Origin of the sequence: Pseudoalteromonas sp. S3260 (genome assembly GCF_005886925.1) — a bacterium.
Taxonomy (GTDB): Bacteria; Pseudomonadota; Gammaproteobacteria; order Enterobacterales; family Alteromonadaceae; genus Pseudoalteromonas; species Pseudoalteromonas tetraodonis.
Genome location: NZ_PNCV01000213.1, coordinates 1 through 398, shown reverse-complemented (window position 1 = coordinate 398; position 398 = coordinate 1). Strand labels below are relative to the sequence as shown.

1 protein-coding gene is annotated in these 398 nt (G+C 44.2%); it reads right to left on the bottom strand.

Features of this window, described 5'->3' with window-relative positions; translation table 11 throughout:
• Positions 1–398 (bottom strand): hypothetical protein (locus CWC14_RS19230; protein WP_212746565.1); only part of this gene is annotated, 398 nt, incomplete at both ends.

The window sequence follows — 398 nt, the reverse complement described above, 5'->3', positions numbered from 1 at the left end:
AGTCGAAGCGCTATCAGTAAATGTTGCTGCAGCAGCAGTACCGTCACCTGCACCTGAAAAAGCAGTCAGTGCAATAGGAGCCCCTGCAGCATTTGTGATTGTGATTGTACCTGCATCATTAACTGCTGTGTAACCATCTATATCATTTATTGAAGCTGCAAGTGAATCAGCATCAGTACCAGTTACATTATTAGACCCATCCAATGTAAAATCGATTGTTCCGTTATCAAAGTTCATAGCTGAAAGAGTTGCAGTTGTAACATCAGCAACTGCTGCTGTTACACCATGGTCACCTGTTTTTGCATTAATCGCTGCCGCTTTATCGGCTGCGTCTGATGCACCCGAAGCATCTACATCGTAAGTTTCACCACCTACTGCAAATGAAACGCTTCCAGCTG